Raw genomic sequence first — 24,520 nt, forward strand, 5'->3', positions numbered from 1 at the left:
CGAATCCTTTACTGACCCGCATGCCATGCCGTTCAATTTCCCGATTTTCCTGACGTGGGTCCGGATCGTGCTGATTCCGCTCGTCGTCGGCGTGTTCTATCTGCCGGACACGGTGATGGGCGGCGCGCACCGCAATCTCGCGGCGGCGGCAATCTTCATCCTCGCCGCGCTGACCGACTGGTTCGACGGCTTTCTCGCGCGGAAGTGGAACCAGACGTCGTCGTTCGGCGCATTTCTCGATCCGGTCGCGGACAAGCTGATGGTGACGGCCGCATTGTTGATCCTCGTGCAGATCTCGCGGGTCGATGCGGCGATCGCGCTCGTGATCGTCGGCCGCGAGATCGCGATCTCGGCGCTGCGCGAGTGGATGGCGCAGATCGGCGCGTCGAAGAGCGTCGCGGTGAACCAGCTCGGCAAGTTCAAGACCGCATGCCAGATGGTCGCGATCCCGATGCTGCTGTACTACGGCCCGCTGCCGCTCGGCATCGCGACGATCGACACGCGCGTGTGGGGCGAGTGGCTGATGTATCTCGCGGCGGTGCTGACGATCTGGTCGATGCTGTACTACATGAAGCTCGCATGGCCGCAGATCCGCGAGCGCGGCGGTGCGTAACCCGCGTCGCGGAGCGGGGTGAGCAGCTTTTTGGAAAAAGGGCTGGAAAAGCCCTTGACACACGAATGTGCCTTCGACATAATCTCGCTTCTCCGCTGCACGACGAAGTAAGTGTGTGACGGGGAAGCAGTGTCGCAGCAATGCGCGGGAGTAGCTCAGTTGGTAGAGCGCAACCTTGCCAAGGTTGAGGTCGCGAGTTCGAGACTCGTCTCCCGCTCCAGATTTTTTCTGGCAGCGTGTTGAGTGGCAAAGCGCTGCAGGTGCAGGACAATGCGGGAGTAGCTCAGTTGGTAGAGCGCAACCTTGCCAAGGTTGAGGTCGCGAGTTCGAGACTCGTCTCCCGCTCCAGATTTTTCTGGCAGCGTGTTGAATGGCAAAGCGCTGCAGGTGCAGGACAATGCGGGAGTAGCTCAGTTGGTAGAGCGCAACCTTGCCAAGGTTGAGGTCGCGAGTTCGAGACTCGTCTCCCGCTCCAGGTAATGGGGAAGCCACGCTTCCCTTTTTATTTGATGGACTCCCGGTCCTCGAATAAAAATCTGTCGCTTGCCTCACGGCATTCGGACAGTCCGCTTTTGGCGCGATAGCAAAGCGGTTATGCAGCGGCCTGCAAAGCCGTTTAGGCCGGTTCGACTCCGGCTCGCGCCTCCAAGTAAGAAGAGAAAAAGCCCTGATAAATCAGGGCTTTTTCTTTTTCCGACCCCCGCTTTCATCCTTGTAAGAAAGTCGTCTAGGGTGGTACAAAGTCGCCTCTAACCACTCAAGAAACACGCGTAACCACGCCTAAATCGGCTCTTTGGCCGTATAGGCGAGTTCGCATCAGCGCATGGCCGCCAAGCGACTACGACCCTCCCGAACGTGGCCTTCGTTCGCCCGTGGACTGGTGATTTGATCGTCTCGATGAGCCGCGCTGCGCCGGAACGAATCACTTGAACGCGCGCCCATATCCAACGTGCAGCTCGGTTCTACTACCTGCAGAAAAGCTGCTTTGGCGGCATTGTGCACGGTCAGACGTTTGGTACCGCGACGACTGCGCCGCCCGGACTGAACCTGCTTCGTTTGGAAGAAGAACTGTCAGCCGCGCACTTGCGCCTCGCGGGTGCGTACATCGAGCGGATGCATTGGAGCGAATGCATGGAACGATACGACCGTCCGCACACGCTTTTTTATCTCGATCCGCCGTACTACGAAACACGCGGTTACGGCGTCGAGTTTGCCTTCGAGGAATACGAGAAGATTGCGGATCGTCTTCGCAAAATTAAGGGGCGAGCAATTGTCAGCTTGAACGACCATTCCGACATCCGGCGCGTGTTTGAAGGTTTTCACATCGAGACGGTGCCGCTCCAGTATACGGTTGCCGGCGGTCACAAGGGCGTCGAGCGCAACGAGCTGATCATCTTCAGTTGGGATGACGCGGCGCAGCCTGTCGGACTGTTCTGAAGAGGGTGGTCTGTGGGGCAGTTGCCCCATCTCCCTCAAATGCCCGCGTAGTTCGGCAGTAGATCCTGGTCAACGAGGCGGATCTCGATTCGATTCGCGACTTCGACGTGTTCCGGCTTTTCGATGGAAAACGGGCCGTCGATCACGCTGACGACGATGGTGCCGGTTTGCTTTCCGGAAGAGGGGACCGGGATTAGGGCGCGTGCCTCTGGCACCTGTTGTTGCGTAATGACCTTCGGTAGGTACAGCATCCAACCGACGCCGGGCTTGTCGTCGAAGACTTGCTTGTCGACATAACCCTGAGGCTCGACCGTCACGTATGCCGGCGCGGTGTGCTGGACAATAGCCTCGACGATTGCAGCGGCTTGGTCGGCTGAAAGCAATCGTTCGTCATTGAAGTCCGCTTCGATTTTCTTGGGTCGCTCTTTGGTTGCGACGAGATAGGTCAATGTCGCACCACTGCGTTGATCATCGCCGCCATCCCACAACGAGATAATTTGCGGCCGATGCTCCGCGCCTTCGAATTCGGTTCGCAACACCGCCAGTGCAGCCGTTGTAGGCTTCCAGTTCTCGAACGCAGGATACAGACGCGCTTCCTCTTTCGAATCGCCTGTCAGGAACCATTGGGCGAGCCGGGGCGCGTGAGCGTGTATTGCGTGCGCGACTGATCCGAGCTGTTCGAAGACGACGGGCAGGTCGGACGCATCATGCTGCGGATCTCTGAAGCGGGAGGTGATTTTCATATTCAGCCAGTGACAACGTAGGGAATCCCGTTTTCTGCGAGAGTTGTGCGGAAGTAGGACATCGTTAGCGGAGTCTGAAAATAGTACTGGAGTTTGGTTGGTGGGTTGGCATGTACCTTCATTGCTCGCTCTTCGATTTCCACCGTGATTTTAGAAAACCCCTTGAACCACGTGACCGGCTTCTTCGTCTCGCTATCGAAGAATTGGTCATAGTCGCCCTTCGCTTCCTGCAGGAGGCACGCCGGTTGTTGGAATCCATCGAAGTCGGTGCCATTCCATGCCCACTCCTCGCTCCATCCTTCCTCGATGCTATACGGCCGTCCGGTGATGCGCCCTTGATACTCACGAGGCCCGCGATTCATGTTGTAACGGCGTCGGACCGGCGCACCTCCTAGTTCGGGCGGGCATTGCTTGCACTTTTCACCAGTACGAGGCACCGCACGGACGTCGGGCGTCGCCTTGCTTTGGTCCTTCGGCGTATCACCCGACAGACTCCCCGTTCCGGCCACTGCTGCCCCACCCAACAAGGCTACGCCAGCGCGCGCCAATAGCGGCCCAAGTTCCACCGCCGCCGCTTCGATCACCGGTACTACCAATCCCGCCATTTCGAGACCCCCCGTTCTGTTCCTGATGTTCGATGCGCCATTTGATGACGCGAAGGTAATCGTGAAAGCGTTCGTCAGCCGAGCGTCCAGGACGAGTCAGCCACGCGCGCGTGGCCGGCTTTTCGTAAAACTTCGGAGCGTATGCCTCGATTCGAAGGAACGCCGCGACGTTCTCGTCGGACTGAATGCCGAGCTGGCGAGCCGCGACGTATGCGTTCCAGAGGCGTGTCGCCAGAGTTTCGTCGTCGGCCAGCTTCGGGTCCGCTTTGACGAGGTCTAGCCGGGTGCGTTCGACATATCCGCGCGCATCGATCTCGGCGAGGCCGGCGATCTGTTCGCGTGTCAGCTCAAGCATGCGGGTGCACTCCCTTCAATTTTCCGTTCACCTCCACGAGCCAGTTGAATGTCGGGACGAAGAACTGCATGTGCTGCGTGAGCTCCATCAGCGATGCCATGTCCGCCATGATGCGGGCGTCGTAGAACCGGAGGAGGGCCGTGCGGCCGTCAGGCAGGCGCACGTCGAGGCGGCGACGCAGCTCGTCCGCGAGCGATTCGATCGGATAGGCGCTGATGAGCCATGAGACGCCGGTCGCACCGCCGGCCATCACAGACAGTACGCGTCGAGCGCTGCCGGACGCCCGTTCCCAGTCGAGCAGCCACGGGCCTGCGTCGGCGAGCGACGCGTCCGGTGTGCCGTCGAACAGGGCGACGGCCGCCTGCGACCGTTGAGGAGGCGATCCGCCGGCCGCATCCGCGAACAGAAGACCATCGACGAGGGCGTACAGATGCACCTGCATCGTCAGCTGCTGTTGACGTTTGAAGAAGAACCCTTCGATCGATACGTCGGTCATGGGCTCACCCGCGCGCGATCATTGTCGCCGCATTCTCGGCGGCGGATTTCAGGCATTCGAGACAGAGCGTGGGGGAAGGGGCCAACGCTGCAGCGGCGGCAGAGGCTGCGCCGCCGGTCGTTGCTTCGCCGGCTCCGACGTCGTCGAGCGTCGCGGAAGACTGTGATGCAATCAACGTCGCGCCGCACGCGGTCTTCATGCCCTCGATGGCCGTTTCACGGCCTGCAATTTGGTGCGGGTAGCGCCGGCCGCTGGCGGGCAGGATCGGGAAGATGCCTTTGCACTGCGGGCAAAGTACCTTGTGCCCCACGCCGGCAATGGGTTTGCCGTCAATGGTGGCGGTCGCGGTGCCCTCCAGCACGCGCCCGCCGTGCGTCGTCGTGTCGCCGACGCAGATCATGGACCGGGCCATATGTTCTCTCGTAGGTGTGGTTTTCGTATGAATTTACCACTTCCGCGAGAGCGGTCGACTCGCAGCCGGTGGTGCGATCCGTCAAATTGTGTCAACCCGGCTACAGCATGGTCGCACGCTGCTTCTCGTCCCTCAGCAGGTGCCGCAGGCGTTGCAGCGGCCCTTGACCGCCGCCAAGATCGCCCTTGTTGTCGATGTGCTTGTCGACATAGTCGAACCAATCCTGCACCCGCTCGATTGACTTTCTCAGCGCGAGAATTTCAAGGATCAGCAACCTCACCTGCGGGTCGGTGTAGTCGCCCCATAGTGCGCGCAACTCCGAATCGGTGGGCGCATCGAAGTCCGGCATGGTCGGCTTCAGTTTGACGCGGCGGTCCCTGAGCGGGACGCGATTGCGGTCAACCTTGCCTGCTTCGATGCGGCGTGATTGCGCCGGCAGAAGCGGGTCGTAGACGGCCTCGATCCACGACGCCAGCTCGCGTTCGGTCAACTCGTTGGGCGTGCGTTTCCATTCCTCTTCGCCGAGGAACCGATACTCCCAAAAGTATGCCCACTGAGGTTTGATCACGGCTCAACTACTGTATAAAAACACAGTGTATCGCGAGGTAAGATGGTTCGGTCAAGACCGAAAATTGGGGACGTCGATGTGCACGAATTACATAGCGCCCGGCGAGGATCCGAGCCTGAGCGAGCTGCGGATCGACAACTTTACCGAACTGTACCGCTGGACGCCTTGGAAGCCCGAGATTTACCAAGACTACGACGCACCGATCGTCGGCTACGTCGACGGGCAGTTCAGGCGGCTCATCGCGGGCTTCGGCTTCGTGCCGCGCGCGGTCCAGAAGGAGCGCATTGAAGCGGCAAAGGCGGCCGGCAAGAAGCCGGACATCATGCGCACGCTGATGAACGTGCGTGATGACAACGTCGGGAAGTCGCGGCTATTCGCTCCAACATGGCGAGCCGGGGGGGCGCTGCCTGATCCCGGCCAAATACGTCGTCGAACCGTCGTATCCGCAGGCCTATGAAGGCGAGGATGGCAAATGGATGCTAGGGCCGTGCGTGTGGCAGCGCATCGGCGTGATCGATCGGCCTACCATGTGCGTCGCCGGCATCTGGCAAACGCTGCGTCGCCGGGATGGCACGGAGGTCAATGCGATGGCAATGCTTACGGTCAACGCCGACGGTCACCCGCTGATGTCGCGCATGCACAGGCCGGCCGACGAGAAGCGGTCGGTCGTAATTCTGCGGCCAGAAGACTGGGAGGAGTGGCTCACGACGCCAAATGTCGAGGCAGCGCGCGCGATGTTGCAACTCTATCCGGCTGAAGACATGCTTGCAGAGCCCAAATAACGTGCACGAGCACTCAAGTGCCGTCAAACGCAGAAAGCCTGCGATAAGCTGGCTGCACTCAACCGGTATGTTCGAGGCGGGGCGACATGACCAGTAGCGGTAGGAAGGTCGGCAGAAACGAGCGCTGTCCATGTGGCAGCGGCAAAAAATACAAGCGTTGCCATGGTCAAGCGCAGCCGGCGATGAGCGCCCCCACGATTGATCAGGTGATGCAGCGAGGTCGCCTGATGCTCGATCGTATCAAGGCTCATGAAAGGCAGCGTGAACAGCAGCAGGGCTTTGGTCGACCGTTCATTTCAATTGTCCACAACGGCAAAAGGTTTGTGGCGGTGGGCAAGAAGCTGATGTACTCCGATAAGTGGAAAACAGTCCACGACTTTCTTGGCCACTACCTGCCCGCTGTGTTGGGGCCGGAGTGGGGCAACGCCGAGTTGGCGAAGCCGCTTGAAGAGCGCCACCCGATTGCACGGTGGTATCACTACGTTTGCCTATTGCAGCAAGCGACCATCAAAGAAGTCGGAAAAATTCACGGTGCACCAATGAATGGTGCTACGGAGGCGTGGCTTCAACTTGCGTACGATCTCTATTCTCTTGAGCACAATGCTGAGCTGCAGCAGAAGCTACTCAACAGAATCAAGCACCCGGAGATGTTTCAAGGGGCAAGATATGAGACGTTTGTAGCAGCCACAATGATTCGAGCCGGATTTGACATTGCGTTTGAGGATGAGGACGACAGAGAGTCGTCACATGTGGAATTTACCGCGACATGTCGAAAAACAGGGGGAAAGTACTCTGTCGAGGCTAAGAGACGGAATGTCGAGGCGGGGACCGGTTCGTTCAGGTTGGGGCGGCTTCTGCAACGTGCATTGCGGAAGACGGCGAAGCATCCCCGGATTGTATTTATCGGTATCGACTTCATAGATACTCAAGAGGAAACAGATCGGGGCGACATGCCAAAGTTACTTGCGAAGGCCCTTTCCGATCTTCGCGGATTCGAGGGGCGTAGTTGCAACGGCCAACCACTTCCCCCCGCCTACATCTTCGTTACCAATCGACCGCATGATCTTGATCTTGAGGGCACCAATATCCAGTCTGCTCTACTGGCCGAGGGCTTCCAAATTCCGGATTTCAAGATGGATACAGCGTACCCGGGACTAAGAGCGGCCCATCAAGGCCGCAAGGCTCACGCCGACATGCATCAACTGCTCGACTCCATTCGGGAACATTCGTCAATCCCGGTCACCTTTGACGGAAGTGCTCCGGAGTTAGCGTTTGCGGAACATCGGACGCCTCGCCTTGCGATAGGGGACACCTACATGATCTCTGACTCGAAGGGCGTCGCGAGACCAGGGAAGCTTACGTCGGCGACGGTTGATGAAGCAAAATCAATCGCATACGGGGCTTATCAACTAGATACCGGCGAGTCGGTCATATGTACGGTTCCCCTGTCGCCAGAGGAACTGGCGGCTTATCGCCGACATCCTGATACCTTTTTCGGTGTCGAGATTAAAGCTTCGCGCGGTGGTATCAAGACGCCTCTCGAATTGTTCTACTTTTTATTGGACGGCTTCAAGGGCATCCCGAAGGAGCGTCTCCTTGAGGTCATGGCGGAGCATCCAGATATCGAAGAACTGAAGGAGTTTTCGAGAGAGGATCTTGTGGAAATTTACGCTGAAAGATGCGCGAATGCGGTGTTGCAGCAGCAAGAGGCGAAACTGGCGTAGCAAGCGGCTATTTTTGGTGGTTAACTCACAGGAAGGCGAGAGCATGCGACGCTATTCGCGGGTTCGTGAAAAGCTGACAAACTCTCTTTATCGACTCGCCACGTGGGAAGGCGACGTTAGGGACCGAGTTCGCGGCGCACATTGGGTCTTAAGGCAGCTCTCCATTGAGGAATTGCCGCCTGAACTTCGCGATAGTTGGCAAAGCATCATGCGCCGCCTCACCCGGTACGGCCCAGAAGTGTCACAAGATGGAGAAGTGTTGCGGGACGCTGTGACTCACACGATGTCAAGAATTCGGAACAGCACGGGGCGTGCAATCGCAACCGATATCTATCGCCTGTACAGCACGTTCATCAGCACATACGGGGTATGACGAGGACGCTGACGAGCGCGCGCTAGAGCGCGTCCTCAGGCGGGAACCTGTTGCCTTTGTTCAACGACGCGGCGAGCATGGCAGACCCGCTGCGTTTCGTGATGTTGCAGAACAAAGAACTCCGGTTCGATCGCGATTAGCCGCACATTTTGGACGGCGGGCAAGCACAACAGCGGCGAGGCGCTATGTGGGAAAAATTCGTTGAACCGGCGGCGAACGTCCGCTTCGACATTGCGCAGTTCAGCGTGAAGCGCCCAATACCACCCATAGACCTCAATGGGCACCCCTGTTGCTGTGACTCCCCCATTGGGCAGGATCGCGCGCCCGTTCACGTGTATGGCAAAATTCGCGTGATTTGAGCGTAACGCTTTGACCTGGTCTGGACGAAATGCTTCGGCCCTTAGCGCTTTGGGAGCAAAGTGTAGTTCGGGCCAGTTTCGGTCGACGACTTCGAGCAATCGCGGATTGTCAAAAAGGTCTGGCTCGCCGTGGGAAACGATGTCTATCAGGTAAGCCGTATCGTCTTTGATGCGCAGTAGCAATAGCTCGGATTCCCCATGCTTACGTGCGACGAACCCCCGCTTGTCAACGGTGTTGATACTGTTCAGGTGCAAGTGATGAATGCCCCATGTCAGGAGAAGCGTATCCTGATACGCGGCGCGAACCGCCCGCTTTGAAAGATACGGGTGAACGCTTTCGCCTTTGCGCAATCGCGACACTATCTCGTCAAGAGCCTTTCTGTGCGTCCTGTACTTCGGATTCTGTCGAATATCGTCCGAAAAACGCACCTCATAAGGCACGGGCGGAATCGTACGCTCGGCACGCGTGAACAGGATGGCGAACCGGTCGAGGGCCGTATCGCGCGCCTTCGGCTTATAGCCAAGGTTAGACAGAAGCTGAACTGCTATCGAGTCGGCGTCAGCAACCAAATCCATCGCTACAAGAAACAGCATACCGGGTTACTCCATGAAGGGGGGAGCGTGGGTCTTGGCGTAGGTTTGTACGCGAAGCCTTGTCAGATAAGGTGCAGGTACTGCTGCATCATCGGGCGCTGCAAGTGCTTTGCAACCCAGTGGCTGGATCTGGATTCAGAAGCACAAGAGCCCGCTGCGAGCGGGCTTTTTCACGTGCTACAAACTTGCTACAGCAAGGGATGGGAGCCTTGCTGGACAAGCCTTGTGCTTATCATTCCATCCCCTGAACTACTGGATCGCACATCAACATTGAGCGCTGTTAGACAATGCTGAATTGATGTCTAGTACAACAGGATTCTTGATGGCCGCGTCGAGAACAAGTTTAACCAATCGCGTCGCGGTGCCGACATCCAGTACTTTCGACGTTCCTGCATGCGATAGGCTAGATCGAGTCGAATACAGGCTTTTGCTCAAATCGACGAACGATTGGGACTCGTCTTGTGAATACCCCTCGGCGTTTGCTGCTCGTCGTACTAGCTCGCGAACGGCCGCTCCACGCGACCCGAGCTTCAGATTCTTCAGACTGGATATTAAGCCCGAGTCTTTAAGAACTTCAGCTTCCTTAATCTTCCTATCTAGCCACGCTATTGCGGTATCACTTCGCTTGGGAGGTTCTGCCAGGGAGTCAAGGATCGTGAGATAGGCCAAAAATCTTGATCGTGGCAAAGCGTCGTATTCCGCTGCTACATACAAGTCGAGAGCAGCGAGTAGGCGCTCGTCGGACACGGCAGGGCATTCGTCCAATCCCGGCCCCAATGCGGTGCTCCCCACCCATTCGCAAGCGTAGGCCATGCTGCCCCAAACAGGTGAAGGTTCAAAATCTTGAGGGATCAAAGTCGGCAGTGGGCCGTTATACATTCTGGTCTGCGCCACTTCCAGCGTTCCGCTGCTAACCCGAAAGGGGGCTCCCATGCGCATTGACAGGACTGGCAGTTTTGCGCGCAACTCAGCGAGCAAAGTCTCGGCTTCGACTTTCGTTATCGGGTCGAACAGTAGCCACTGCTTGACGACGGCGGCGTCGGCACTGACAAACTCCGAAATGCGCGGTAGGTCTTGTTCAAGCAGACGGGCGCGTCGGCCGAGCACGTCGATGTACTCGTTTTGGCGAACCTTAAGCGATTGCCCCGAAAGGGTTTCAAGCGGGACGTGCAACCAGAAATATTCTTGTGTAGACATGTGGCTGATCGTGGTAAGTGCGGAATGTGGCTTCGCTCTGAGGAAGCACATTGTAAATACAAATGTAAGAATATTGTCGCGGAAGGCAGTGCGCGTCTAATGCCGGTTGTTAAATATCGCAACTCATTGATATTTATGAATTGCTGACGGCCTGCAAAGCCGTTTAGGCCGGTTCGACTCCGGCTCGCGCCTCCAGAAAAAGCCCCGCTTCGGCGGGGCTTTTTGCTTTTCTCATCCGTTATCACTTCATCGGCGGGCCGGTCTATCCGGACTGCGCCGCGCGCGGGTTCTGGCGTTTGCCGAAAACGGACTGAACAACGAGAGGCGGCTCGGCCGCGCGACGCGACCGTAGACGTGTTGGTTTTCCAAGGTGAAGATATAGGAAACGCTGTGCGTTTCCTATATGATGAAAGCACCTTCACCCGCAGGAGAATCCAGATGACGTCCCAATCTGCCCGCCCTTGGCTCGACCATGCGGCTCTTCTCGATCCCGCACCGATGATGCTGGAAACAGGCGTGCAACGGCTGGAAGACCGCAGCGTGCTCGTGGCTGTCCGTACCGATCTTCACGGTTGCAAAGGACGGATGCTCGATTGGTGGTTCAAGTTCTTCGAAACGACCGGACACATCAAGTGGTGGCATCCGGTCGATCATGTCGAACATCGCGGATGGGACGACGCGTGGAAAAAAGGTCGTAGCTATCACGGCGCCACCATCCGTGCGGTCGAGGCGCTGGCCGACATTCCGCCTGTGGCCGCCACGCTGAAATTTCACGACCCCGAACACATCTTCGGCGCCGAAAAAGTCGCAAGGGCCTTCTCCGACGACAGCGTGTCGGCGATCATCGCCGCCCGCATCGGCTTCGGCGACCCGATAGCGGTGGACGAGAACGGCGATCCGCTCAGCGGACAAATGCTGCACGTCGTGCGCGATACGCCGTTCGGCTGCGTACTGCGCAGCCGATTCGTGCTCGGATTGGACAATGCAGATGGACACGACGCGCCCGATGAAGCGATGGGGCTCGCATTGATGAAGCACTGCTACACGGAATTCACTTTCCTGTCGCGCTTTTTGCCTTCTCTGTACTACGGCGAACACGCGAACGGCGAGAGCGTTCCGCTTCCGTGGTAGTCGGGCTGACTGGACGATAACGACGCGTTTTTGCCGAGCGATCAGATGGACGAACCGAAGAAAAATCCGCGCGGACGGCCGCCGCGCGACGAAGAAAGCGTGCGGCAGGCTCTGTTGTCGAGCTGCATGAATCTGCTGCTGGAAAGGGGCTATGAGGCCGTCACGATGGAGGCAATCGCCGCGCATGCGGGCGTCGCGAAGAAAACGGTCTACCGTTACGCGGCGAATCGGCAGGAGCTGGTCGGCCAGGCAGTCCGGCAATGGTCCGATGGCTATGCTGCGTCCATGCACGCGGAGCCGGTTGATGGCGACGACGTCATCCACGCGCTTCGGCGAATTCTCGAAAGCATCTGCATGCGGGCGTTGTCGGAGACCGCGATCCGAGTGTTCCGCGTGTTGACGTCGGAGTTTCCCGGCAAGCAGGAACTGATGGACAGCTATCTGCAAAACGGCATCGAACGCGGTCGCGCCATGCTCGCGGAGTGGCTGCGAAAGCAGCACGAAAAGGGGCTGCTTCACGCGCCCGAGCCTGCGCTGATGGCGAACGCCATTTTGGCGATGGCGGTGGCCGAGCCGTTGCGCCAGATGGCGATCGGGATAACGCGTCCGATTCCGGAAGGCAGCGTGGCGGCCCATCTGGATGCATGCATGATCGTGCTTTCGCGTCTGGTCGTCGCGGACGGCAAGCGGCACCGCGGTGACGGAGCGTGAGTGCCGTCGGCACAGCATCAACCGCACGCACGGCGCAATCGAAGCGTATCCAGCGGTAGCGCGCCGGCGATCGGTTGATTGATCTATTGGCTGTCGACCCGGCCGGGAAGCCGGCGAGCGTCCGGATTGCGCCTACCCATCCACCGGCTGCGCGGGCGTCTCGAGCTTCAGCTGATAAAACGCCGCATCGAGCCAGCGCCCGAACTTGAATCCCGCTTCGGCGACCGTGCCTGCATGCACGAAGCCGAGCCGCGTATGCAGCGCGACGCTGCCGGCGTTCGCCGCGTCGATGCAGCCGACCAGCACGTGCACGTCGGCTTGCCGCGCGCGCTGGATCAGTTCGCGCAGCAACAGTTCGCCGAGCCCGCGGCCGCGATGGTCGCGATGCACGTACACGCTGTGTTCGACCGTGTACTTGAACGCGGGGAACGCGCGGAACGTGCCCCAGCTCGCGAAACCGAGCAGCGTGCCCGCTTCGTCCACTGCGCCGACGACCGGAAAACCGCCGGCGCGCTTCGTCGCGAACCACGTGACCATCGCTTCCGGCGGGCGCGGCCGGTAGTCGTACAGCGCGGTCGAATTCACGATCGCGTCATTCAGGATCTCGAGGATCGCCGACGCATGCTCGGCTTCGCTGCAATCGATCAGGCGCACGTCGTCGCGCGGCTTCGGGCTGTTCATAGTGGCTCCTGTTTCACTTTCGATGGTGCGTGAGCGCTTCACGCACTGCGCACGCCGCCGACGGCCGCCGCATCGCAGATCGCGACGACGTAGCGCGCGGCGTGCGACGACGGATTGCTGAAGATCAGCGGCTGGTCGAGCCGCATGGCCAGACAGTCGCCTTCGTGAAGTTCGTGAAGCTGGTCGCCCAATGTGACGTCGACGCGCCCATGAACGACCCACACCTGTTGATGCAGTGCGCTTTCGCGGCCGCCGGAGTCGTACGCGACGCGCGCGCCGGGCGGGAAGTCGACCTCGACAAGCTGGATCGGCGACGGCCAGCCGGGCGGCGACAGATTGCGCCGCACGTAACCGGACGCCGGGTCGCGCCATTCCGTCTGCTGCGCGCGCCGGACGAGCGGTTGCACCAGCGCGCCGTCGCGATCGCCGCCGAACAGACCGGCCAGCGACACGCCGAGGCCCGCCGCGAGCTTGTCGAGCACGACGGCCGTCGGGCTGGCCGATGCGCGCTCGATGAGCGAGATCATCGAACGGCTGACGCCGGAACGCGCGGCGAGCGCATCGAGCGTGTAGCCTCGTAGCGTACGCAGCTCGCGCACGCGCCGCGCGATGCGATCGTTGATGCCGGTGTCGTCGGCGGCGGCGTTGGCGTTAGCGGGTTCTTGCATGATGGATGGATTGTCCATCAAACTGGAAATCGGCGTCAACATGATGGCCTGGACTGAGCCTCGGTTGGCCTACCACGCACTTGCCCGCCGGTTGACGCGCGCGTAATATACGAAACGACTACATTTCGTTTAATTAGAGACATATGGGAATCATCAAGATCTCCGAGCACATGCACGAACGGCTGCGCTCGACCAGCACCGCGCTGAGCCGCTCGATCAATGCGCAAGCGGAGCACTGGCTGCGCGTCGGGATGCTGTCGGAACTCAATCCGTCGCTGTCCTACGGCGATATCTGCCGGATGCTGATCGAAACCGAAGCCCGCGGCGGTGACGCCGGCCCGGCGGAGCCGGCGGCCCACGGCATCGAGCAGGCGGCGTAATGGCGAAGCGCGAAATCCCGATCCGCGGGGCTGCGGAAATCGCCAAGTCGCGCGAAGCCGCGAAGCTCGCGTCGCAGGTGCTGACGATGATCGCCGAGCACGTGAAGCCGGGCGTCACGACCGACGAGCTCGACGCGCGCTGCCGCGAATTCATCGTCGACGAACTCGGCGCGATTCCCGCGAACATCGGCTACCACGGCTATCCGAAAACGCTGTGCACGTCGGTCAATCACGTGGTCTGTCACGGCATTCCGTCGTCGCGGCCGATGCGCGACGGCGACATCGTGAACCTCGACATCGCGGTGATCAAGGACGGCTGGTTCGGCGACACGAGCCGCATGTACTTCGTCGGCGAACCGGGCGAACTGGCGCGCCGGCTGGTCGCGGTGACCTACGAGGCGATGCATGCGGGGATTCGCGCGGTGCGTCCGGGCGCGACGCTCGGCGACGTCGGTTACGCGATCCAGCAGGTCGCGCATCGCGAAGGATTCAGCGTGGTTCGCGAATACTGCGGGCACGGCATCGGCGACGTGTATCACGACGAGCCGCAGGTGCTGCACTACGGCCGTCCGGGCACCGGCGTGCCGCTGCGCGCCGGGATGATCTTCACGATCGAGCCGATGCTGAATGCAGGCAAGCGCGATACGCGCGTGCTGGCCGACGGCTGGACGGTCGTCACGAAGGACCACTCGCTGTCCGCGCAATGGGAGCACATGGTCGTGGTGACGGAGCAGGGCGTCGAGATCCTGTCGGACGACGTGAAACCGCAGATGTTCGCGGCGGCTTCCGGCACGCACGCGGCCTGACGCGTGCGGAAGGCGCACGCATCGGCGCAACGAAAACGGGCCCCGTCGGGGCCCGTGTCATTGGCGGTCAAGCAGTGCGATCGGCGGGCGAGTGTTTCTGCAACCGCGGCCGGCAGCGTGACGCTTATCGACCGCGCGCCTTCTGCCACGCGTGTTCGACGAACACGCGGCACAGCGCTTCCATCCCGTTGCGGTCTTCGTCGTCGAAACGCGCGGCGACGGGGCTGTCGACGTCCCACACGCCGATCAGCGTGCCGTCGGCGGCCACCAGCGGCACGACGATTTCCGATTCCGACGCGGCGTCGCACGCGATATGGCCGGGGAATTCATGCACGTCGCGTACGACCTGCGTCTCGCGGGTCTGCGCGGCCGTGCCGCATACGCCCTTGCCGAGCGCGATCCGCACGCACGCGGGCTTGCCCTGGAAGGGCCCGACCACGAGTTCCGTCCCGTCGAAGAAATAGAAGCCGGCCCAGTTCAGGCGGTCGAGCGAGTGATAGACGAGCGCCGAGAAGTTCGCGGCGTTCGCGATCAGGTCGCGCTCCGATTCGACGAGCGCGCGCGCCTGCTCGACGAGCGTCGCATAGAGTTCTGCCTTGGAGGCGTGAGGGTCGGTGGACAGCGTGAACATGGCTGGATGGCGAAAAGGGAGTGAACGGCGGAGGTTGTGAATGGCGGATCGCGAAAAGCGCGATGCGCGTCCCGCAGTCTACGGCACGCGCGGCTCCTCTGCAGCGTTCGGTTCGCGCGGCACGGTGCCGAATGCGCTGCAATGACGCCGCCGAACCCGCTCAATCGGGCTCGAGTTCGGCGAATCGTTCCGCGAGGAAATCCAGCAGTGCGCGCACGGCGGGCAGCAATCCGCGCCGCGACGCGAACACCGCGTGCACGATCTCGCGGCGCGGCGCCCAGTCCGGCAACACGGTGACCAGTTCGCCGCGCGCGACTTCGTCACGCACCATCATCGTCGGCAACTGCACGATGCCGACCCCCGCGACGGCCGCCGCGCGCAGCGCGAGCATGCCGCCCGTCACGAGCCGCGGCTGGTGGTGGATTTCCGCGTGCGCGCCGTCGGGGCCGCGCAGCCGCCACACGTGCGCGGCTTGCGGCACGCCGTGATCGAGACTCGGCAGGCGCGTGAGGTCGGCCGGCACGGCCGGCACGCCATGCTCGTGCAGCAACGCGGGGCGCGCGACGAGGCACTGGCCGCGCTCGGCCAGCACGCGCAGCGCGAGATCGCTGTCTTCGAGCGGCGGCGGACGCACGCGGATCGCGACGTCGATTCCTTCGCCGACCACGTCGACGCGCCGGTTGGTCGCCTCCAGGTGAATCTCGACGCGCGGGCACGCGACCATGAACGCGGCGATCATCGTGCCGACCAGCGAGTCGAGCAGCACGACCGGGCAGCTGACCCGCACGATGCCGCGCGGCTCTTCGTGCAGCAGCGCGATCGCCTCGTCGGCGGCGTCGGCCTCGACGAGCATCGCGCGACAATGCGCGTAATAGGTCTGGCCGACGTCGGTGACGGTGAAACGGCGCGTCGAGCGCTGGATCAGCCGCATTCCGAGCCGCGCCTCGAGCAGCGCGATGCGGCGGCTCAGCTTGGATTTCGGCATGTTCAGCGCGCGTCCGGCCGGCGCGAAGCCGCCGTGCTCGACTACCTGCACGAAGTAGTAGAGATCGTTCAGATCCCGTTCGTTATCGTTCATGAAATAGAACGCTGAGTGCGATTTCGGCAGTCTACCGGATCGATCGTTCCACCTCTATATTGCTACTCAGGATGCGAAACACGTGTTTCGCCGCAATTCGGAGAAGGCAAATGAAGAAGATCCAGGGTGTTTACAGTGCGCCGCGCGGCCATTGGGTCGGCGACGGTTTCCCGGTGCGTTCGATGTTCAGCTATCAGTCGCACGGCACGCACCTGAGCCCGTTCCTGCTGCTCGACTACGCGGGGCCCGCGAACTTCGAGCCGGCGTCGGCACCGCGCGGCGTGGGCCAGCACCCGCACCGCGGGTTCGAAACGGTGACGATCGTCTATGACGGCGAAGTCGCTCACCGCGACTCGACCGGCGCGGGCGGCACGATCGGCCCGGGCGATGTGCAGTGGATGACGGCCGGGAGCGGGATCCTGCACGAGGAATTCCACTCGGAGGCCTTCACGAAGCGCGGCGGTCCGCTCGAGATGGTGCAGCTGTGGGTCAACCTGCCTGCCGCCGACAAGATGAATGCGCCCGGCTATCAGACGATTCTGGACGCGGACATCCCGGTGGTCGAGCTGCCGGACGGCGCAGGCCGTGCGCGGATCATCGCAGGCGAATTCGACGGGCGGCGCGGCCCGGCCCGCACGCACACGCCGATCGACGTGTGGGACGTGCGGCTTGCAGCCGGCGGCCGTGCGCGGTTCCCGATCGCCGAAGGGCGTACGCTCGCGGTGGTCGTGCTGAGCGGTACGTTGCTGGTGAACGGCGAGACGGTCGCCCGCGAAGCGCAGTTCGTGCAACTGAGCCGCGACGGTCTCGACGTCGAGCTCGAAGCGAACGGCGACGTCAAGCTGCTGATCCTGAGCGGCGAGCCGATCGATGAGCCGGTCGTCGGATACGGTCCGTTCGTGATGAACTCGCAAGAGGAAATCCGGGCCGCGATCGACGATTTCAACAGCGGCCGCTTCGGCCGGATGCCGGCCTGACACCGGTTTGACACCGGCCTGACGGACAGGCCCCGCGCGATGCGGGGCCTTTTTTTCATGTGCGGAAGGCGGTCGCGGGCCGCGTGCGCTTCGAGGCATAATCGACGGTTGCCGCGCGCCGGCCGGCGCGCCCGAATCAGGACCGCACATGAACGCTTCCGCACTCGCCGCATCCTCGCGCGCCGCCGATCTGGACTGGCGCTGGAAATCCTTCGACGCGCTGACGACGCGTGAGCTCTATGCGATTCTCGACGCGCGCAGCGCCGTGTTCGTGGTCGAGCAGAACTGCGTGTATCGCGACATCGACGATGCGGATCAGACCGCGTGGCATCTGGCCGCATTCGATCCGGCGGGGCGTCTTGCCGGCTATCTGCGTGTGCTGCTGCCGGATGCGCAGCACAGCGACGTGCGCATCGGCCGCGTGCTGACGACTGCGCCGTTTCGCGGCGCGGGCCTCGGCAACACGCTGATTGCGCGCGCGCTCGAGCACATCGGCGCGCAGTGGCCGGAGCCGCAGGTGAGCCTGCATGCGCAGGCGCATCTGCAGCGTTTCTATGGCGCGTTCGGCTTCGTGCCGAGCTCGGACGTGCACGACGAGGACGGCATCCCGCACGTGTGGATGACCCGCGCGCGCGGCTGACGCGCGGCGCGGGCAGCCGTCAGTGGGCGGCGCGCGTCGCCGACGGGCGTTCCGCGCGCCGTGCGGCGGCCCGTTCGTCGATCAGGCGGCCGCGCGCGGACAGCCGCAGCCAGTGCCGCAGCGCGATCAGCGCGCCGATCACGCTCATCATCGAACCGGGAATCCACAGCAGCAGGCCGCCGATCTGCTGGTCGCGCAGCGGGCTCAGCCACGTGAACGCGCGTCCGCAGATCGAGTAGATCGGATACAGCTCGTGCGGCGTGAAGAAGATCAGCGCGCCGAGCGCGATCTGCGGCGGGATCGCCGCGACGACGATCAGGATCCGGCGGCCCGGCGACAGCCGCGCGGGCGGCGCGGGACGCGGATCGACGACGAGCCACCAGAACAGCAGCCCGTCGATCACCATGCTCCAGTTCATCACGCGATACAGACGCCAGTCGAGCATCGCGATGAAATGAATCGGCGACAGCAGCCAGAAATAGATCAGCCCGACGAACAGCACGACGGCGACGACCGGATGGAACACCACGTCGAGCGTCTTGCGCACGGGCGCCCATGCGAGCGCGGGGCGCACGAAGCGCTGCCGCCAGCGAAACGGAATGCCCGCGCGGATCGCCGCGCCCGGGTACGCGAGCGCGATGAAGAACGGCCCGAGGTGATGCAGCACGAGGTGCTGCGCGCGGTGCATGAAGAATTCGTGCTCGAAGAAATAGTCGAGCCGCGTATGCAGCGCGATGTAGAGCGCCGTGAGGCCGAACCAGAACGAGAACTGCCGCAGCGGCGACACCTTCGCCTTCTTCGCGCCGCGCGCGAACAGCACGGCGGCCGCCAGCACCGCGACGACCACGGTCGGCGACGGTTCCCACGGATCGAGCCAGTACAGGACGTTCATCGCGCGCGCATCACTTCGCCTGGGCCGGCGACTTCACGGCGAACGGCGCGTCGACCGTTTCGCCGTCGGAGAATTTCAGGCGCAGGTGCACGGTGTCGCCCGGCTTGATCGCGTGCTTCGGCTCCTCGAGCATGAAGTGATAGCCGCCCGGCGCGATGTCGACCTTGCCGCGCGCGGGGATCGTCAGCTTGTCGACCATTTCCATCTTCTGCGTCGAGCCGTTCGACACGGTCTGGTGCAGCATCGCCATCCCGTAGTCGCGGCTGTCGACGTCGACGAGATCGACCGGCTTGTCGCCCGTGTTGACGATGGTCACGTAGCCGCCGGCGGGCAGCTGGTTCGGCAGCCAGCGCACCCACGCGTTCTGCGCGGTGATCGCGCCGGCGGCGTATGCGTGCGCACCGGTGCACAGCGCGGCGAGGAGGGCGAAGGTCTTGAGGGTCGTCTTCATGTCGGTGTTCGGCATTCAGGAAGTGGCGGGGGCGGTGTCGATGATCCGGCGCACGTCGGCGGCGATGGCGTCGGGCGAGTCGCCGTCGGTGGCGAGCAGGCGCGCGCGGCCGTTCGCGTCGAAGATGTAGACGGCCGAACTGTGCGTGACCTCGTAGCCGCCGGACGGATCGCGTTGTTCCATCTGGTACGCGACGCGGTAGCGTTTCGCGAGCGATTCGATCTGGCCGTCGGTGCCGGTCAGGCCGCGCGCATGCGCGGCGTCGAACGCGGCGACGTACGACTGCATCGCCTGCGGCGTGTCGCGCGCGGGATCGACGGACACGAACAGGATGCGCACGTCGTTCGCCTGCGGGCCGAGCTTCGCGAGCACTTCCATCAGCCGCGCCATCGTTTCCGGGCAGACGTCCGGACAGTGCGTGTAGCCGAAGTAGACGAGCGCGACGCGGCCGCGAAACGCATTCGCATCGACCGGGCGGCCGTCGCCGCCGGTCAGCGTGAACGACAGGTCGGGCAGGTGGCCGGTGACGTTGGTCAGGTGCCAGTTCGGCTCGTCGTGCGTGCAAGCGGCGAGCGCGACGGCGGCGCCCAGCGCAGCGGCCGTGCGGACGAAGCGGGTGAAGCTGAAGCGGCGCCGGTGCGGCGCGGGACGGGCAGACGACATCCTGGGGCTCGATCGGACGGAACGGTCGCCGGCCGGCGCGGCGCCATGCGTCGCGCGGCCGGCGGTGCCGACTGTAGCGCAATTCCCGCGCCCGCGTCCTTTCGAAACCCGTACGGCACGGGCGAGCGGGGCAATATGTCGCAGTTGACGCGGACGGCCGCGTACGATGCGCGCGGCGCCGGATTCGCCCATCTCGGTACGCAGGCGCGGTAAGATGCGCACAATTCCATTCTCGCAGCGGCGGCCCGCGCTTGCAGGCCGCTCCTCAGACCATCGAATCGATGCAATCCGTTCCGGCTTCCCTGTCCCTGACCGATACCGCGTTCTTTTTCGACTTCGACGGCACGCTCGTCGAGCTGGCGCCGACGCCCGACAGCATTCACGTGCCGCCGTCGCTGCTGACGCTGCTCGATGAACTGCGGCGCCGCTCGCACGGCGCGGTCGCCGTCGTGTCCGGGCGCGGGATCGACAACCTCGACACGTTCCTGAACATGCCGGATCTGCCGATCGCCGGCCTGCACGGCGCCGAGCGGCGCGACGCGAACGGCGACACGCAGCGCATCGGCTTCAACGACGAACGGCTGCTGCGCATCGAGCGCGAGCTCGCGGGCGTGGTCGACCGTCATCCGGGCATGCTGCTCGAAATCAAGGGTGCGGCCGTCGCGCTGCACTATCGCAATGCACCGGAGCGCGAGCCGGCCGCGCGCGAAGCGGCCGAGCGTCTCGTCGCCGAATATGCGGACGCCTACGTGCTGCAGCCCGGCAAGATGGTGTTCGAGATCAAGCCGAAGGGTGTCGACAAGGGGCGCGCGCTGGCCGCGTTCCTCGACGAGCCGCCGTTCGCGGGCCGCGTGCCGCTGTTCGCGGGCGACGACCTGACCGACGAGAAGGGCTTCGCGGTGGTCAACGCGCGTGGCGGCCTGTCGATCAAGGTCGGCGCGGGCGAGACGTCCGCGCGCATGCGGCTCGATTCGGTCGACGCGCTGCATGCGCAGATCGCCCGCTGGCTTGGTGGGGAGCAGCCGGGCGCATGAGCCGACTCATCATCGTTTCAAACCGCGTCGCACCGATTTCGGAAGGCGAACCGGCGGCGGGCGGCCTCGCGATCGGCGTATACGATGCGCTGAAGGAGACGGGCGGCATGTGGTTCGGCTGGAGCGGCGAAGTCGTCGCGTCCGGGGCGCCGCAGATCCGCGTCGAGGAGCATGGTCCGGTCACGTTCGCGACGATCGGGCTGTCGCGCCGCGATTACGACCAGTACTACCGCGGGTTCTCGAACGCGACGCTGTGGCCCGCGTTCCATTACCGCGCGGACCTGATCCAGTACGACCGCCACGAGTTCGACGGTTACCGCCGCGTGAACGTGTGGCTCGCGCAGCAGCTCGTGCCGCTGCTGCAGGACGACGACGTGATCTGGGTGCACGACTATCACCTGATTCCGTTCGCACGTGCACTGCGCGCGGCCGGCGTGAAGAACCGCATCGGCTTTTTCCTGCACATCCCGTTTCCGGCCGCGCAGGTGCTCGTCAACGTGCCGCCGCATCGCGAGCTCGTCGAGTCGCTGTGCGCGTTCGACCTGCTCGGCTTCCAGACCGAGCCCGACCTGCGCGCGTTCTGCGACTACATCGAGTTCGAGGCCGGCGGCGAAGTCGCGCGCGAAGGGCACACGGTGCGCGTGAACGCGTTCGGCCATTCGTTGCGCGCGGCTGCCTATCCGATCGGCGTGTACCCGGACGAGATCGCGTCGCTCGCGCAGGCCGGCGAGAACGGCAAGGCCGTGCGCACGCTGGCTACGTCGTTGCGCGGGCGCCAGCTGATCATGAGCGTCGACCGCCTCGATTACTCGAAGGGGCTCGTCGAGCGCTTCCGCGCATTCGAGAAGCTGCTCGAGCATCAGACGTCGATCCGCAATCGCGTATCGTTCCTGCAGATCGCACCGTCGACGCGTGCGGACCTGCGCGCATACCAGGACATCCGCCTGCAGCTCGAAGCGGAGTCGGGGCGGATCAACGGCCGCTACGCGGAGCTCGACTGGGCGCCGATTCTCTACATTCACCGGCAGTACGACCGGCAGGTGCTGGCCGCGCTGTATCGCCTCGCGCGCGTCGGCTTCGTGACGCCGCTGCGCGACGGGATGAACCTCGTCGCGAAGGAGTACGTGTCCGCGCAGGATCCGGACGATCCGGGCGTGCTGGTGCTGTCGCGTTTCGCGGGCGCCGCGCGCGAGCTGACGGGCGCGCTGATCGTCAATCCGATCGACATCGACGGGATGGCCGACGCGCTGTCGCAGGCGCTGACGATGCCGCTCGCCGAGCGGCGCGCGCGCTATGCGGACATGATCGCGCAACTTCGCGAGAACAACGTGTCGGTGTGGCGCGACAACTTCCTGCGCGACCTGCAGCGCGTTTGACCGGTGCGCCGCGCGGCGCGGGCCGCACGACAGCATGAAAAAAGCCGCCGTGCTTCACATGCACGGCGGCTTTTTTATCGGCTACTGCGTGTCGCGGCGTCAGGCCACGCGTTCGCCGGTCGGCGCGGTGCCGTCGGGTGCGTGATGGCGGCCGTGCTGCTTCGCGAGCAGGTCGCGGTACAGGCCCGGACGGCTGCGCAGCACGTCGGGGCTGCCGTCGTCGATCACCTTGCCGTTGCTCATCACGATGATCCGGTCGAAGTTGCGCAGCGTCGACAGACGGTGCGCGATCGCGATCACCGTGCGGCCGACCATCAGCCGGTCGAGCGCGCTCTGGATCGCTTCCTCCGACGCGCTGTCGAGCGCCGACGTCGCTTCGTCGAGCAGCAGGATCGGCGCATCCTTCAGGATCGCGCGCGCGATCGCGATGCGCTGGCGCTGGCCGCCGGACAGCTTCACGCCGCGGTCGCCGACGATCGTGTCATAGCCTTCCGGCATCGCCTCGATGAACTCCGAGCAGCGCGCGTCGCGCGCGGCGGCCAGCACTTCGTCGCGGGTCGCGTCGGGGCGGCCGTACGCGATGTTGTCGTAGATGGTCCGGTGCAGCAGCGAGATGTCCTGCGGCACGAGCGCGATCGCATGGCGAAGGCTGTCCTGCGTGATCGCCTTCACGTCCTGCCCGTCGACCATCACCGCGCCGTCCTGCGTGTCGTAGAAGCGCTGCAGCAGCGCAAGCACGGTCGACTTGCCGGCGCCCGACTTGCCGATCAGGCCGACGCGCTGGCCCGGCTCGATATGGAGGTCGAAGTGGTCGAGGATCGCGCGGCGGTGCGGATACGCGAACGTCACGCGCTCGAAGTCGACGCGTCCGCCCTTCGCCGACAGCGGTTGCGCGTCGGAGCGGTCCGGCATCCCGTGCGGCTCGAGCAGCGTCTTCACGGCTTCGGACAGCCGCGCGACGTGCTGCGTGACGTCGACGAGCGCGACTGCCAGATCGCGCGTGCCGTGCAGGATCGTGAAGCCGAGCGAGCTGACGAGCACGATGTCGCCGGAAGTCGCGCGGCCCTGGTCCCACAGCCACAGCGCCCAGCCGAGCAGCCCGGCGGACAGCATCGCGGTGATCACCGCGTGCAGCAGGCGCAGCTTCTCGAGATAGAGCAGGCTCTGCTGGCGCGCGTCCATCTCGGCCTTCACCGTCGCGCTGAAGCGCTTCTGTTCGCGCAGCGTCATCCCGAACGCGCGCACGAGGCCCATGTTGCCGATCACGTCGACGAGCTCGCCGTCGACCGCGGCGGCCTTCGCCGCGAACGCGTGATGGCGCGCGGAGCCGCGCCCGGCGAGCTTGAACAGCACGATCGCGAGCACGGCCGAACAGCCGAGCAGGCCGGCGGCCATCAACGGGTTCACGACGATGATCATCAGGATCGCGCCCATCACCGCGATGCACGGCGGCAGCACGTTCCACGCCATCGTGTTCTCCGACGTATAGACGGCGTTCGACGTCGCGGTGATGCGGCTGGCGAGCGTGCCCGGCTGCTTTTCCGAGTAGTACGTCGGCGAATGGCCGATCAGGTACTGGAACAGGTCGCGCCGCAGATCGCCGGTGACCGCGACGAACGTATGCGCGGCAACCCAGCCGCCGACGCGCCACAGCAGGTTGTCGGCCGCGATCAGTCCGACCAGCAGTGCGAACGCGCTCCACAGCGGGCCCGGATGATGGCGCCCGGCCGCGAGCACGTCGATCAGGTGCTTGATCGCGTATTGCGAGCCGAGCGCGCAGCCGACGGCGGCCAGCACACTGCAGAGCACGATCAGGTGCGCGACGGGGTGCAGGCGGATGTAGCGGAACAGGAACGCGAGCGGCCGATGCGCATAGCTCGACAGCTTCGCGTTGTGGGCGTTGCGCTGGGCAGGGGTGAGAGATTCCAAAATATGCGTGCGGTGATTCGGTGATTGGGCGGGGCGGCTGGATCGCAGCCATGATCGCCCGGACTGAACAATCCGGCATTGTAAACAAGGCCGTGCATTGCGCTGCGCGAATCTTGCCTGGATCAGGGGGCGCGCGATCAATTTTGAGATAAAATCCGGCATCCGTCCTGCCGCATGCGCCGGAATCGCGATGCCGGCAGCGACGAGATGACAT

The 24,520-nt window shown here is 63.3% G+C and carries 25 protein-coding genes, 5 tRNA genes and 3 pseudogenes; 17 read left to right on the top strand and 16 right to left on the bottom strand.

Annotation, left to right across the window (positions count from 1 at the left end; genetic code table 11):
* Positions 1–25 precede the first annotated feature (25 nt).
* The 6 genes and pseudogenes from pgsA to Q3A80_RS17240 all read left to right on the top strand — a co-directional run.
* Entirely contained in the window at positions 26–613 is a 588-nt protein-coding gene (pgsA, locus tag Q3A80_RS17215) for a CDP-diacylglycerol--glycerol-3-phosphate 3-phosphatidyltransferase (RefSeq protein ID WP_006757520.1), read from the top strand.
* Positions 614–757: 144 nt separating this feature from the next.
* A tRNA-Gly gene (locus tag Q3A80_RS17220) sits at positions 758–833 on the top strand.
* A 52-nt stretch (positions 834–885) separates the two neighbouring features.
* Positions 886–961: transfer RNA gene (locus Q3A80_RS17225), tRNA-Gly, on the top strand.
* 51 nt (positions 962–1,012) lie between these two features.
* Positions 1,013–1,088: transfer RNA gene (locus tag Q3A80_RS17230), tRNA-Gly, on the top strand.
* 99 nt (positions 1,089–1,187) lie between these two features.
* A tRNA-Cys gene (locus Q3A80_RS17235) sits at positions 1,188–1,261 on the top strand.
* A gap of 282 nt (positions 1,262–1,543) precedes the next feature.
* A pseudogene (locus Q3A80_RS17240) lies at positions 1,544–2,050 on the top strand (DNA adenine methylase); the annotation flags it as partial.
* Between the two features lie 35 nt (positions 2,051–2,085).
* On the opposite strand, the gene Q3A80_RS17245 reads toward Q3A80_RS17240, so the two are convergent.
* The 6 genes from Q3A80_RS17245 to Q3A80_RS17270 form a co-directional block, all read right to left on the bottom strand.
* A complete protein-coding gene (locus Q3A80_RS17245; RefSeq protein ID WP_446330133.1) occupies positions 2,086–2,793 on the bottom strand; it encodes an immunity 52 family protein in 708 nt (235 codons plus the stop codon).
* Between the two features lie 2 nt (positions 2,794–2,795).
* A complete protein-coding gene (locus Q3A80_RS17250; protein ID WP_446330134.1) occupies positions 2,796–3,389 on the bottom strand; it encodes a restriction endonuclease fold toxin 5 domain-containing protein in 594 nt (197 codons plus the stop codon).
* Positions 3,274–3,753 carry a hypothetical protein gene (locus Q3A80_RS17255; protein ID WP_446330135.1) on the bottom strand — a complete coding sequence of 160 codons (480 nt, stop codon included), beginning with the start codon at positions 3,751–3,753 and terminating at the stop codon, positions 3,274–3,276. The genes Q3A80_RS17250 and Q3A80_RS17255 overlap by 116 nt, the downstream gene beginning before the upstream one ends.
* Positions 3,746–4,249: a DUF4123 domain-containing protein gene (locus Q3A80_RS17260; protein WP_446330136.1), complete on the bottom strand. Its 504-nt coding sequence runs from the start codon at positions 4,247–4,249 to the stop codon at positions 3,746–3,748. The genes Q3A80_RS17255 and Q3A80_RS17260 overlap by 8 nt, the downstream gene beginning before the upstream one ends.
* A 4-nt stretch (positions 4,250–4,253) precedes the next feature.
* The gene (locus Q3A80_RS17265) at positions 4,254–4,661 is read right to left on the bottom strand and encodes a PAAR domain-containing protein (protein ID WP_446330137.1); all 408 of its coding nucleotides are present in this window, start codon (positions 4,659–4,661) and stop codon (positions 4,254–4,256) included.
* A 100-nt stretch (positions 4,662–4,761) separates the two neighbouring features.
* The gene (locus Q3A80_RS17270) at positions 4,762–5,229 is read right to left on the bottom strand and encodes a hypothetical protein (protein WP_446330138.1); all 468 of its coding nucleotides are present in this window, start codon (positions 5,227–5,229) and stop codon (positions 4,762–4,764) included.
* Positions 5,230–5,305: 76 nt separating this feature from the next.
* On the opposite strand from Q3A80_RS17270, the pseudogene Q3A80_RS17275 reads away from it, so the two are divergent.
* Both Q3A80_RS17275 and Q3A80_RS17280 read left to right on the top strand, forming a co-directional pair.
* Positions 5,306–6,011 (top strand): annotated as a pseudogene (locus Q3A80_RS17275) (SOS response-associated peptidase family protein).
* A gap of 104 nt (positions 6,012–6,115) precedes the next feature.
* Positions 6,116–6,181: pseudogene (locus Q3A80_RS17280) on the top strand (SEC-C metal-binding domain-containing protein); the annotation flags it as partial.
* Between the two features lie 1,962 nt (positions 6,182–8,143).
* Here Q3A80_RS17280 and Q3A80_RS17285 read toward each other — a convergent pair.
* Together Q3A80_RS17285 and Q3A80_RS17290 are read right to left on the bottom strand one after the other, a co-directional pair.
* Positions 8,144–9,061 carry a hypothetical protein gene (locus tag Q3A80_RS17285; RefSeq protein WP_446330139.1) on the bottom strand — a complete coding sequence of 306 codons (918 nt, stop codon included), beginning with the start codon at positions 9,059–9,061 and terminating at the stop codon, positions 8,144–8,146.
* A gap of 264 nt (positions 9,062–9,325) precedes the next feature.
* Positions 9,326–10,258: a hypothetical protein gene (locus Q3A80_RS17290; RefSeq protein WP_446330140.1), complete on the bottom strand. Its 933-nt coding sequence runs from the start codon at positions 10,256–10,258 to the stop codon at positions 9,326–9,328.
* Positions 10,259–10,333: 75 nt separating this feature from the next.
* Here Q3A80_RS17290 and Q3A80_RS17295 point away from each other — a divergent pair.
* The 3 genes from Q3A80_RS17295 (at position 10,334) to Q3A80_RS17305 (ending at position 12,100) form a co-directional block, all read left to right on the top strand.
* Positions 10,334–10,453: transfer RNA gene (locus tag Q3A80_RS17295), tRNA-Cys, on the top strand.
* Between the two features lie 243 nt (positions 10,454–10,696).
* Positions 10,697–11,389, top strand: coding sequence for a DAPG hydrolase family protein (locus Q3A80_RS17300; protein ID WP_446330141.1), 693 nt, complete (start codon positions 10,697–10,699; stop codon positions 11,387–11,389).
* Positions 11,390–11,434: 45 nt separating this feature from the next.
* Complete coding sequence (locus Q3A80_RS17305; protein ID WP_446330142.1) at positions 11,435–12,100, top strand: TetR/AcrR family transcriptional regulator; 666 nt, start codon at positions 11,435–11,437, stop codon at positions 12,098–12,100.
* 132 nt (positions 12,101–12,232) lie between these two features.
* Here Q3A80_RS17305 and Q3A80_RS17310 read toward each other — a convergent pair whose 3' ends face one another.
* Positions 12,233–12,781, bottom strand: a complete 549-nt coding sequence (locus Q3A80_RS17310) for an N-acetyltransferase family protein (protein WP_446330143.1) — start codon at positions 12,779–12,781, stop codon at positions 12,233–12,235.
* 38 nt (positions 12,782–12,819) lie between these two features.
* Positions 12,820–13,449, bottom strand: a complete 630-nt coding sequence (locus tag Q3A80_RS17315) for a helix-turn-helix domain-containing protein (protein ID WP_446330144.1) — start codon at positions 13,447–13,449, stop codon at positions 12,820–12,822.
* 143 nt (positions 13,450–13,592) lie between these two features.
* Between Q3A80_RS17315 and Q3A80_RS17320 the strand changes: the two genes are divergently transcribed.
* Positions 13,593–13,829, top strand: a complete 237-nt coding sequence (locus Q3A80_RS17320) for a ParD-like family protein (protein ID WP_446330145.1) — start codon at positions 13,593–13,595, stop codon at positions 13,827–13,829.
* On the top strand, positions 13,829–14,635 hold the full coding sequence (gene map, locus Q3A80_RS17325; RefSeq protein WP_446330146.1) for a type I methionyl aminopeptidase: 807 nt from the start codon (positions 13,829–13,831) through the stop codon (positions 14,633–14,635). The genes Q3A80_RS17320 and map overlap by 1 nt, the downstream gene beginning before the upstream one ends.
* Positions 14,636–14,759: 124 nt before the next feature.
* On the opposite strand, the gene Q3A80_RS17330 is transcribed toward map, so the two are convergent.
* A complete protein-coding gene (locus Q3A80_RS17330) occupies positions 14,760–15,266 on the bottom strand; it encodes a GAF domain-containing protein (protein ID WP_446330147.1) in 507 nt (168 codons plus the stop codon).
* Positions 15,267–15,426: 160 nt separating this feature from the next.
* Positions 15,427–16,344 (bottom strand): LysR family transcriptional regulator, encoded by a 918-nt coding sequence (locus Q3A80_RS17335; RefSeq protein ID WP_446330148.1) that lies wholly within the window; start codon positions 16,342–16,344, stop codon positions 15,427–15,429.
* 110 nt (positions 16,345–16,454) lie between these two features.
* Here Q3A80_RS17335 and Q3A80_RS17340 point away from each other — a divergent pair, with 110 nt between their 5' ends.
* Positions 16,455–17,321, top strand: coding sequence for a pirin family protein (locus tag Q3A80_RS17340; protein WP_446330149.1), 867 nt, complete (start codon positions 16,455–16,457; stop codon positions 17,319–17,321).
* 148 nt (positions 17,322–17,469) lie between these two features.
* Positions 17,470–17,961: a GNAT family N-acetyltransferase gene (locus Q3A80_RS17345; protein ID WP_446330150.1), complete on the top strand. Its 492-nt coding sequence runs from the start codon at positions 17,470–17,472 to the stop codon at positions 17,959–17,961.
* A 19-nt stretch (positions 17,962–17,980) separates the two neighbouring features.
* On the opposite strand, the gene Q3A80_RS17350 is transcribed toward Q3A80_RS17345, so the two are convergent.
* From Q3A80_RS17350 to Q3A80_RS17360, 3 genes are read right to left on the bottom strand one after another with little or no spacing between them, the layout of a single operon-like run.
* Complete coding sequence (locus tag Q3A80_RS17350) at positions 17,981–18,853, bottom strand: cytochrome c oxidase assembly protein (RefSeq protein ID WP_446330151.1); 873 nt, start codon at positions 18,851–18,853, stop codon at positions 17,981–17,983.
* A 10-nt stretch (positions 18,854–18,863) separates the two neighbouring features.
* Positions 18,864–19,304, bottom strand: a complete 441-nt coding sequence (locus Q3A80_RS17355; protein WP_446330152.1) for a copper chaperone PCu(A)C — start codon at positions 19,302–19,304, stop codon at positions 18,864–18,866.
* Between the two features lie 15 nt (positions 19,305–19,319).
* Positions 19,320–19,967, bottom strand: coding sequence for an SCO family protein (locus Q3A80_RS17360; RefSeq protein ID WP_446330153.1), 648 nt, complete (start codon positions 19,965–19,967; stop codon positions 19,320–19,322).
* 281 nt (positions 19,968–20,248) lie between these two features.
* On the opposite strand from Q3A80_RS17360, the gene otsB reads away from it, so the two are divergent.
* Complete coding sequence (gene otsB / locus Q3A80_RS17365) at positions 20,249–21,001, top strand: trehalose-phosphatase (protein ID WP_446330154.1); 753 nt, start codon at positions 20,249–20,251, stop codon at positions 20,999–21,001.
* On the top strand, positions 20,998–22,377 hold the full coding sequence (gene otsA / locus Q3A80_RS17370; protein WP_446330155.1) for an alpha,alpha-trehalose-phosphate synthase (UDP-forming): 1,380 nt from the start codon (positions 20,998–21,000) through the stop codon (positions 22,375–22,377). The genes otsB and otsA overlap by 4 nt, the downstream gene beginning before the upstream one ends.
* A 99-nt stretch (positions 22,378–22,476) precedes the next feature.
* Here the strand turns inward: otsA and Q3A80_RS17375 are convergent, their stop codons facing one another.
* A complete protein-coding gene (locus tag Q3A80_RS17375) occupies positions 22,477–24,306 on the bottom strand; it encodes an ABC transporter ATP-binding protein (protein WP_446330156.1) in 1,830 nt (609 codons plus the stop codon).
* Positions 24,307–24,520: the final 214 nt, after the last annotated feature.

Source organism: Burkholderia sp. SR8 (assembly GCF_052851275.1).